Below are 9,736 nucleotides of genomic sequence, written 5' to 3'. Positions count from 1 at the left end.
GGTCAGATGAAACATTTCACCCCGGACGATTTCCACAATTGCCACCTCGGCATGCTGCTCGGTCGTGCCGCGCTGCTCAAAGACCGGATCATCGATACCCACATGGAACCCGTCGGCATCACCGCCGCGCAGTTCAAGGTGTTGATCATCATGGCCCAGCACGGCATCGATACGCCGGTCGAGCTGTGTCGGTACCTGTCCCTGGACAGCGGTTCGATGACGCGAATGGTCGATCGTCTGGAGCAGAAAGGTTTTCTGATTCGCCAACGCTCGGCCGATGACCGTCGGCAGGTGCGACTGGTGCTGACCGAAGCCGGCCAGGCCTTGGCCGATCGCTTGCCGGTTATCGGCGCCGATGCCATGAACCAATTGGCGGCCGCCATCAGCCGCGAGGAGCTGCAAATCCTCGAACAAATCCTCAAGAAAATTCTGCTCGCCGCCGGTGATCCCATCACCGTGTTGCGGTTGGGGGGCAAATGAGTCGTAAAACCTTGCGTACCCGCATCAGCCTGGTGTTGCTTGCCATGAGCCTGGCCGGTTGTGCCAGCTACAGCGGCCTGAACACCGAAGGGGTCAGCCTTGAAGCACAACACCTCAAGGCCGGGCAATCTCTTAACGGCGTCACGCTGTCGCCCGCTGCCTGGCCGAAAAGCGATTGGTGGAAAAGCCTCGGCGATCCACAACTCGACGGTCTGATTCGCGAAGCTCTGCGCGACAGCCCGGACATGCAGATCGCCAGCGCCCGGGTGCACCAGGCCAGCGCCGCTGCCTACGCCGCCAATGCGGCGCGCATGCCGACCCTGGATGCCAGCGCTAGTGTCAGCCGTTCGCGCCTGGCCCGTGACCAGGACCCGCAAGGGCAGGGCGGGGCGTACAGCACGCTGCGTTCGCTGGGCGTGGATTTCAATTACAACTTCGACCTCTGGGGCGGCCAGCGCGCGGCCTGGGAAGCGGCCCTGGGCCAGGCCCGTGCCGCCGAAATCGACCGGCAGGCTGCCCAGCTGACGCTTGCTGCTGACGTGGCCCGGGCCTACAGCGATTTGGGTCAGGCCCATATCATTTATGACCTGGCGTCCGAAGACCTTAAGCGTACCCGGCAAATGCTCGACCTGGGCAAACGCCGCCTCAGTGCCGGGATCGATAGCGAATACCAGTTCCAGCAGACCGAAAGCCTGGAAGCCAGCGCCGATGCGAGCCGGATCGACGCGCAAAAGCGCCTGCAAAGCGCAAAAATCGCCTTGGCGGTGCTGTTGGGCAAGGGACCGGACCGCGGCAATGAAATTGCTCGCCCCCACGTGCTGCAAGCCAGTGCCGTCGCCTTGCCATCGAACCTGCCGGCCGAACTGCTGGGCCGTCGTCCTGATCTGGTTGCCGGCCGTTGGCGCGTCGAGGCGGCGGGCAAGAACATTGAGGCCGGCAAGACGAATTTCTACCCCAACCTCAACCTGAGCGCGGCGGCGGGGGTGCAGTCGTTGTTGGGCGACGCGATGTTCGGTTCGGCCAGCCGTTTCTTCAACGTGGCACCGACGGTGTCACTGCCGATCTTCGACGGCGGGCGATTGCGGGCGGACCTGGATGCCCGGGATGCCGATTACGACATGGCGGTGGCGCAGTACAACAAGAGTCTGGTCAAGGCCCTTGGGGATGTCAGCGACACCATCAACCAGTCGCGCGACATCGAGCGGCAGATCGCCGCGCAGCAACACGCCACCGATATCGCGCAGAACTCTTACGACACCGTGGTTCAGCGCTATGGCTCCGGCATCGGAAATTACCTGGACGTGCTGAGCATCGAGCAGCAATTGCTCCAGGCCCAGCGCCAACTGGCGAACCTGAATGCCGAGCAGATCGACCTGTCGATCCAACTGATGCAGGCCCTGGGCGGTGGCTTCGAGACCGACACCCTGGCTTCGGCCGCACCGGCCTCCACCACGCCGAACAACTGATTCGAGGTACTTGTCATGGCGACTGCCGAAACACCCCAACCCTCTGAAACTACCCAGAACAGCAGCAACCCGCGCAAGCGCAAGCTGATGCTGCTGGGGCTGGCACTGATTGTCGTCCTGGGTGGCCTGGGCGTCTTGGCCTGGCACGAACTGTATGGTCGCTGGAGCGAGAGCACCGACGACGCCTATGTGAACGGCAACGTGGTGGAGATCACGCCGCAAGTCACCGGCACTGTGGTGAGTATCGGTGCCGACGACGGGGACCTGGTTCGCGAAGGTCAGGTGCTGGTGCAGTTTGATCCGAACGACGCCGAGGTCGGGCTGCAAAGTGCCCAGGCCAATCTGGCCCGTACCGTGCGCCAGGTGCGTGGTTTGTACAGCAACGTCGATGGCATGCGCGCCCAGGTCAAAGCCCAGGAGGCCGAGGTACAAAAGGCCCAGGAGAACTACAACCGACGCAAGAACCTGGCGGCCGGCGGGGCGATTTCCCGGGAGGAACTGTCCCACGCCCGCGACGACTTGACCTCGGCGCAGAATGCGTTGGCCAACGCCAGGCAGCAACTCAAGACGTCCAGTGCCTTGGTGGATGACACCGTGGTGGCTTCCCATCCAGACGTGCAATCGGCCGCCGCGCAATTGCGTCAGGCCTACCTGACCAACGCTCGCAGCACCTTGATCGCGCCGGTCACCGGGTACGTGGCCAAGCGCACGGTGCAGTTGGGCCAGCGGGTGCAGCCGGGCACGGCGCTGATGGCGGTGATCCCGCTGGATCAGTTATGGATTGACGCCAACTTCAAGGAAACCCAGCTGCGCGACATGCGCATCGGCCAACCGGTGGATATCGAAACCGACCTTTATGGCAGCGATGTGAAGTACAGCGGCACCGTCGACAGTCTCGGTGCCGGCACCGGCAGCGCGTTTGCCCTGCTGCCGGCACAGAACGCCACCGGCAACTGGATCAAGATCGTGCAGCGGGTGCCGGTGCGCATTCATATCAATGCCCAGGAACTGGCCAAGCATCCTTTGCGGGTTGGCCTGTCGACTCAGGTCGACGTCAATCTGCGAGACCAGAGTGGTCCGGTGCTGGCCCAGCAGCCACCGAAAAAAGCCTCTTTCAGCACCCAGGTCTACGACCGGCAACTGGTCGACGCCGACGCCATGATTACTCGCTTGATCCACGAAAACAGTGCCGCTGCCAGCAAGACCGCCCAGCGCTGAGGTCGCAATGCATGGCTACTTGGGTCATTACCTGAACCTGTGGGAGCGAGCCTGCTCGCGATAGCGGCGGATCAGCCAGCGTGCATGGCGACTGACAAACCGCCATCGCGAGCAGGCTCGCTCCCACAGTTTTTGTCCCCATTTCAACCGGGACTTTTGCGCGACTTTCTCATGTCCGTTTCGCTTCATAGGATCTCGCAATGAGCAATAACGCGTCCTTCACGCCGCCCAGCCTGTTGCTCAGCACCATCGGGCTGTCGTTGGCGACGTTCATGCAAGTGCTCGACACCACCATTGCCAACGTCGCCTTGCCGACCATTTCCGGCAACCTGGGCGTCAGTTCGGAGCAGGGCACTTGGGTGATCACCTCGTTCGCGGTGAGCAACGCCATCGCCTTGCCGTTGACCGGTTGGCTGAGTCGCCGCTTTGGCGAGGTGAAGCTGTTTTTGTGGGCAACCCTGCTGTTCGTGCTCGCCTCGTTTCTGTGCGGTATCTCCACTTCGATGCCGGAGCTGATTGGCTTTCGTGTCCTTCAAGGGCTGGTGGCCGGACCGTTGTACCCCATGACCCAGACCTTGCTGATTGCCGTGTATCCGCCGGCCAGACGCGGCATGGCCCTGGCATTACTGGCGATGGTCACGGTGGTGGCGCCGATTGCCGGGCCGATCCTCGGCGGCTGGATCACCGACAGCTACAGCTGGCCGTGGATTTTCTTCATCAACGTGCCCATCGGGATCTTCGCCGTGATGGTGGTGCGCCAGCAGCTCAAGGCGCGGCCGGTGGTCACCAGCTACCAGCCAATGGATTACGTCGGGTTGATCACGCTGATCATCGGCGTCGGTGCGCTTCAGGTGATCCTCGACAAGGGCAACGACCTGGACTGGTTCGAGTCGAACTTCATCATTATCGGGGCGGTGATCTCGGTGATTGCCCTGGCCGTGTTTGTGATCTGGGAAATGACCGACCGCCATCCGGTGGTCAATCTGCGGCTGTTCGCCTACCGCAACTTTCGCATCGGCACCATTGTGCTGGTGGGGGGCTATGCCGGGTTCTTCGGCATCAACCTGATCCTGCCGCAGTGGTTGCAGACCCAGATGGGCTACACCGCCACCTGGGCCGGGTTGGCGGTGGCGCCCATTGGCATCCTGCCGGTTTTGATGTCGCCCTTCGTCGGCAAATACGCCCACAAGTTCGACCTGCGCCTGCTGGCTGGGCTGGCGTTTCTGGCCATTGGCCTGAGCTGCTTCATGCGCGCCGGGTTCACCAACGAAGTGGACTTCCAGCACATCGCCCTGGTGCAGTTGTTCATGGGGATCGGCGTGGCGCTGTTCTTCATGCCGACCTTGAGCATCCTGATGTCGGACCTGCCGCCGCACCAGATCGCCGATGGCGCGGGGCTGGCGACGTTCTTGCGTACCTTGGGCGGCAGCTTTGCCGCGTCCCTGACCACCTGGATCTGGATCCGCCGGGCGGATCAGCACCATGCGTACCTGAGTGAAAGCATCAGCACCTATGAGCCGGCCACCCGCGAGGCGCTTAACCATCTCGGCGGCGCGAGCGCACCCGCTTATGCCCGGCTCGAGCAGATCCTCAACAGCCAGGCGTACATGCTCTCCACCGTGGATTACTTCACGCTGATGGGCTGGGCGTTCATGGGGCTGATCGTGCTGGTGTGGCTGGCGAAGCCGCCGTTTGCGGCGAAGGCGGGGCCTGCCGCCAGCGGCCATTGAGTCAAGTATCTCCTTGTGGGAGCGAGCCTGCTCGCGATGGCGGTGGATCAGCCGGTACAGATGGGGACTGACGCGCCGTCATCGCGAGCAGGCTCGCTCCCACAAGGGGGCTATGTGTGGCTGGAGATCGTGTCGGGCGCTGGGAGTTGCGGCGGCGGGGCAAAGCCAAACGGCGCCAACGCAAACCCCTGTTCATCCACCTGCAACGCCCAGCCCTGCTTGTCCCAATCCCCTAACACAATGCGTCGGGCGGCGTGTTCGCCCAGTTGCAGTTTGTGGATGGCGGGGCGATGGGTGTGGCCGTGGATCAGGGTCTTCACGCCGTACGCTTGCATGATCCGCGGGATCTCTTCTGGCGTGACGTCGACGATGTCATTGGCTTTCATTCGCGTTTGCGTACGGCTTTCGCTGCGCAGTTTGCGCGCCAGTTTGTGGCGGCTGGCCAATGGCAGGTGACGCAGGATGAACAGCGTGACCGGGTTGCGCAGCCAGCGCCGCAACTTCATGTAGCCTTCGTCGCGGGTGCAGAGGCTGTCGCCGTGCATCAGCAGCACCGGTTCGCCGTTGAACTGCACGACACTGGGGTCCTTGAGCAGGGTGCAGCCGGCCGCTTTGCAGAAGGCCTGCCCGAGCATGAAGTCGCGATTGCCGTGCATCAGGAAAATGGCCGTGCCGCTGTCGCTCAGTTCGCGCAGGGCCTGGCAGATGGAACGCTGGAACGGCGTCATGGCATCGTCGCCGATCCAGGCTTCAAAAAAGTCGCCCAGAATGTACAACGCTTGCGCCGAGCGGGCGCGTGTGGCGATCAAATCCAGAAACGCCCGGGTAATGTCCGGGCGCTCCTCTTCCAGATGCAAATCTGAAATCAGCAGTATCACTCAATGATCTCGGCTTTCTCGATGATCACGTCGTCTGCTGGCACGTCTTGATGGCCGGCCTTGGACGTGGTGGAAACGCCCTTGATCTTGTCGACCACGTCGGTGCCTTCAACCACTTTGCCGAACACCGCATAACCCCAGCCCTGGGTGGTCTTGCTGCTGTGGTTCAGGAAGCTGTTGTCGGCCACGTTGATGAAGAACTGCGCGGAAGCCGAATGCGGCTCCATGGTGCGGGCCATGGCGACGCTGTACTTCTCGTTCGCCAGGCCGTTGTCGGCTTCGTTCTGGATGCTTGGGCGCTTGTCTTTCTTTTCTTTCATGCCTGGCTCGAAACCGCCGCCCTGGATCATGAAGTTACCGATGACACGGTGAAAAATGGTGTTGGTGTAGTGGCCGTCGGTGACATATTCCTTAAAGTTGGCAACGGTGGTCGGTGCCTTTTCTTCATTCAGTTCCAGCACGATGTCGCCGTGGTTGGTGGTCAGTTTGACTTTGATCATGATCGGTACTCTTTCAAGGAATTCGTGGGTTTCGGGGCTGTAGTGCCCGCAACCGGTCTGGCTGCAATTGGGCCAGGCTGGGCAGTTTAGCGCGCCGAGCGGGTTTTTCGAGGCGGTTTTTCATCTGATGGTCGATTAAATTCAATCGTTTGCCGGCCTGGCCTGTCAGGTGCTTGACAGCATCGGCTATGATACGGGCTTTGATTTATCAGGCCGCACCCGGCCGCGCACTTGTACGTTCAAGGATCCTATGAGCAAGCCCACTGTCGACCCTACCTCGAATTCCAAGACCGGCCCGGCCGTGCCGGTCAATTTCCTGCGCCCGATCATCCAGGCGGACCTGGATTCGGGTAAGCACACGCAGATCGTCACCCGTTTTCCGCCGGAGCCCAACGGCTACCTGCACATCGGTCACGCCAAGTCGATTTGCGTGAACTTCGGCCTGGCCCAGGAGTTCGGCGGCGTCACGCACTTGCGTTTTGACGACACCAACCCGGCCAAGGAAGACCAGGAATACATCGACGCGATCGAAAGCGACGTCAAGTGGCTGGGTTTTGAATGGGCCGGTGAGGTGCGCTATGCCTCGCAGTATTTCGACCAGTTGCACGACTGGGCGGTGGAGCTGATCAAGGCCGGCAAGGCCTACGTGTGCGACCTGACCCCTGAACAGGCCAAGGAGTACCGTGGCAGCCTGACCGAGCCGGGCAAGAACAGCCCGTTCCGTGATCGCAGCGTCGAGGAGAACCTGGACCTGTTCGCCCGCATGCGCGGCGGCGAATTCCCGGACGGTGCACGGGTGTTGCGCGCCAAGATCGACATGGCCTCGCCGAACATGAACCTGCGCGACCCGATCATGTACCGCATCCGTCACGCCCATCACCACCAGACCGGCGACAAATGGTGCATCTACCCCAACTATGACTTCACCCACGGTCAGTCGGACGCCATTGAAGGCATCACCCACTCGATCTGCACCCTGGAGTTTGAAAGCCATCGTCCTTTGTACGAGTGGTTCCTGGAGCACCTGCCGGTGCCGGCTCAGCCGCGCCAGTACGAATTCAGCCGCCTGAACCTGAACTACACCATCACCAGCAAGCGCAAGCTCAAGCAACTGGTGGATGAAAAACACGTCAACGGCTGGGACGACCCACGCATGTCGACGCTGTCGGGCTTCCGTCGTCGTGGCTACACGCCAAAATCGATCCGCAACTTCTGCGAGATGGTCGGCACCAACCGTTCCGACGGCGTGGTGGACTTCGGCATGCTGGAATTCAGCATCCGCGACGACCTGGACCACAGCGCTCCACGCGCCATGTGCGTGCTGCGCCCGTTGAAAGTGGTGATCACCAACTACCCGCAAGACAAAGTCGAAAACCTCGAGCTGCCTTGTCACCCGAAAGAAGACATGGGCGTGCGCGTCCTGCCGTTCGCCCGGGAAATCTACATCGACCGTGAAGACTTCATGGAAGAGCCGCCAAAAGGCTACAAGCGCCTGGAGCCTGCCGGTGAAGTGCGCCTGCGCGGCAGCTACGTGATTCGGGCCGACGAAGCGATCAAGGACGCCGATGGCAACATCGTCGAACTGCATTGCTCGTACGATCCCGAGACCCTGGGCAAGAACCCGGAGGGTCGCAAGGTCAAGGGCGTGATCCACTGGGTGCCGGCCGCTGCCAGCGTCGAGTGCGAAGTGCGCTTGTACGATCGCCTGTTCCGTTCGCCGAACCCTGAAAAGGCCGAGGACAGCGCCAGCTTCCTGGACAACATCAACCCTGACTCCCTGCAAGTACTCACTGGTTGTCGTGCCGAGCCTTCGCTGGGCAACGCACAGCCGGAAGACCGTTTCCAGTTCGAGCGCGAAGGTTACTTCTGCGCGGATATCAAGGACTCGAAACCCGGTGCTCCGGTGTTCAACCGTACCGTGACCTTGCGCGATTCCTGGGGTCAGTGATCAAGTCTTAAGGGAAACCCTGTGCTTACGATCTACAACACGCTCACCAAGAGCAAAGAAGTCTTCAAGCCGCTGGACGGTAACAAGGTCCGCATGTACGTCTGCGGGATGACCGTGTACGACTACTGCCACATCGGCCATGGTCGCAGCATGGTCGCTTTCGACCTGGTGACCCGCTGGTTGCGTTTCAGCGGTTATGACCTGACCTACGTGCGCAACATCACCGACATCGAAGACAAGATCATCAATCGCGCCCGCGAAAATGGCGAGCCGTACGATGCGCTGACCGAACGCATGATCAAGGCCATGCACGAGGACGAGGCGCGCCTCAATATCCTCAAGCCGGACCTTGAGCCCCGTGCCACGGACTATATCCCTGGCATGCAGGCCATGATCCAGACCCTGATCGACAAGGGCTACGCCTACGCCCCGGGCAATGGCGACGTGTACTACCGCGTCGCCAAGTTCATGGGCTACGGCAAGCTGTCGCGCAAGAAGATCGAAGACCTGCGCATCGGCGCGCGCATCGAAGTCGACGAGTCGAAACAGGACCCGCTGGACTTCGTGCTGTGGAAAGCCGCCAAGCCGGGTGAACCGAGCTGGGAGTCGCCGTGGGGCGCCGGGCGTCCGGGCTGGCACATCGAGTGCTCGGTGATGTCCACCTGCTGCCTGGGCGAGACCTTCGACATTCATGGCGGCGGCAGCGACCTGGAATTCCCGCACCACGAAAACGAAATCGCCCAGAGCGAGGCGGCCACCGGCAAGACCTACGCCAACGCGTGGATGCATTGCGGCATGATCCGGATCAATGGCGAGAAGATGTCCAAGTCCTTGAACAACTTCTTCACCATTCGCGATGTGCTCGACAAGTACCACCCCGAAGTCGTGCGTTATCTGTTGGTGTCGAGCCATTACCGCAGCGCCATCAACTATTCGGAAGATAACCTCAAGGACGCCAAGGGCGCCCTGGAGCGGTTCTACCATGCGTTGAAGGGCCTGCCGAAGGTCCCGGCCGCCGGTGGCGAAGCCTTTGTTGCGCGCTTCACCGAAGTGATGAACGACGACTTCGGCACGCCGGAAGCCTGCGCGGTGCTGTTCGAGATGGTGCGCGAGATCAATCGTCTGCGTGAGAGCGATCTCAATGCGGCGGCGGGCCTGGCGGCGCGTCTGAAAGAACTGGCCGGCGTACTGGGTGTGTTGCAGCTCGAGGCGGATGACTTCCTTCAGGCCGGTGCCGAAGGTCGCGTGGACGCCGCCGAGGTCGAAGCGTTGATCCAGGCACGCCTGACGGCGCGTGCCAACAAGGACTGGGCCGAATCGGACCGCATCCGCGACCAGCTCACCGCCATGGGCGTGGTGCTGGAAGACGGCAAGGGCGGGACGACCTGGCGTCTGGCTGACTGAGTCCTTAGGCAACCCCCCCTGTGGGAGATTCTATGGTTGAGGGGAAGCCCTCAAGCCGCTTTTGGTTGGTATTCGCTTTGCCCTTTCAGCAGAGCGAATACGATCCGGGCAA

At 61.6% G+C, this 9,736-nt stretch carries 8 protein-coding genes; 6 read left to right on the top strand and 2 right to left on the bottom strand.

Annotation, left to right across the window (positions count from 1 at the left end):
* The first annotated feature begins 6 nt into the window (after positions 1–6).
* The 4 genes from BMY45_RS26205 (at position 7) to BMY45_RS26190 (ending at position 4,894) form a co-directional block, all read left to right on the top strand.
* Entirely contained in the window at positions 7–480 is a 474-nt protein-coding gene (locus BMY45_RS26205; RefSeq protein ID WP_092403190.1) for a MarR family winged helix-turn-helix transcriptional regulator, read from the top strand.
* Positions 477–1,946, top strand: a complete 1,470-nt coding sequence (locus BMY45_RS26200; RefSeq protein WP_092403188.1) for an efflux transporter outer membrane subunit — start codon at positions 477–479, stop codon at positions 1,944–1,946. The genes BMY45_RS26205 and BMY45_RS26200 overlap by 4 nt, the downstream gene beginning before the upstream one ends.
* Before the next feature lie 15 nt (positions 1,947–1,961).
* The gene (locus BMY45_RS26195) at positions 1,962–3,164 is read left to right on the top strand and encodes an HlyD/EmrA/EmrK family protein (RefSeq protein ID WP_092403186.1); all 1,203 of its coding nucleotides are present in this window, start codon (positions 1,962–1,964) and stop codon (positions 3,162–3,164) included.
* A gap of 200 nt (positions 3,165–3,364) precedes the next feature.
* Positions 3,365–4,894 carry a DHA2 family efflux MFS transporter permease subunit gene (locus tag BMY45_RS26190; protein ID WP_092403184.1) on the top strand — a complete coding sequence of 510 codons (1,530 nt, stop codon included), beginning with the start codon at positions 3,365–3,367 and terminating at the stop codon, positions 4,892–4,894.
* Between the two features lie 110 nt (positions 4,895–5,004).
* On the opposite strand, the gene lpxH is transcribed toward BMY45_RS26190, so the two are convergent.
* Together lpxH and BMY45_RS26180 are read right to left on the bottom strand one after the other, a co-directional pair.
* On the bottom strand, positions 5,005–5,772 hold the full coding sequence (gene lpxH, locus BMY45_RS26185) for a UDP-2,3-diacylglucosamine diphosphatase (RefSeq protein ID WP_092403182.1): 768 nt from the start codon (positions 5,770–5,772) through the stop codon (positions 5,005–5,007).
* A complete protein-coding gene (locus BMY45_RS26180) occupies positions 5,769–6,272 on the bottom strand; it encodes a peptidylprolyl isomerase (protein WP_092403180.1) in 504 nt (167 codons plus the stop codon). The genes lpxH and BMY45_RS26180 overlap by 4 nt, the downstream gene beginning before the upstream one ends.
* A gap of 250 nt (positions 6,273–6,522) precedes the next feature.
* Here BMY45_RS26180 and BMY45_RS26175 point away from each other — a divergent pair, with 250 nt between their 5' ends.
* Both BMY45_RS26175 and cysS read left to right on the top strand, forming a co-directional pair.
* Positions 6,523–8,220, top strand: a complete 1,698-nt coding sequence (locus BMY45_RS26175; protein ID WP_076385540.1) for a glutamine--tRNA ligase/YqeY domain fusion protein — start codon at positions 6,523–6,525, stop codon at positions 8,218–8,220.
* A gap of 21 nt (positions 8,221–8,241) precedes the next feature.
* Complete coding sequence (cysS, locus tag BMY45_RS26170; protein ID WP_092403178.1) at positions 8,242–9,624, top strand: cysteine--tRNA ligase; 1,383 nt, start codon at positions 8,242–8,244, stop codon at positions 9,622–9,624.
* Positions 9,625–9,736: the final 112 nt, after the last annotated feature.

Source organism: Pseudomonas sp. NFACC39-1, from assembly GCF_900110355.1.
Classification (GTDB): domain Bacteria; phylum Pseudomonadota; class Gammaproteobacteria; order Pseudomonadales; family Pseudomonadaceae; genus Aquipseudomonas; species Aquipseudomonas tehranensis.
Note: the sequence above shows the minus strand (reverse complement) of the source record. Positions and strands in the feature narration are given on the sequence as shown.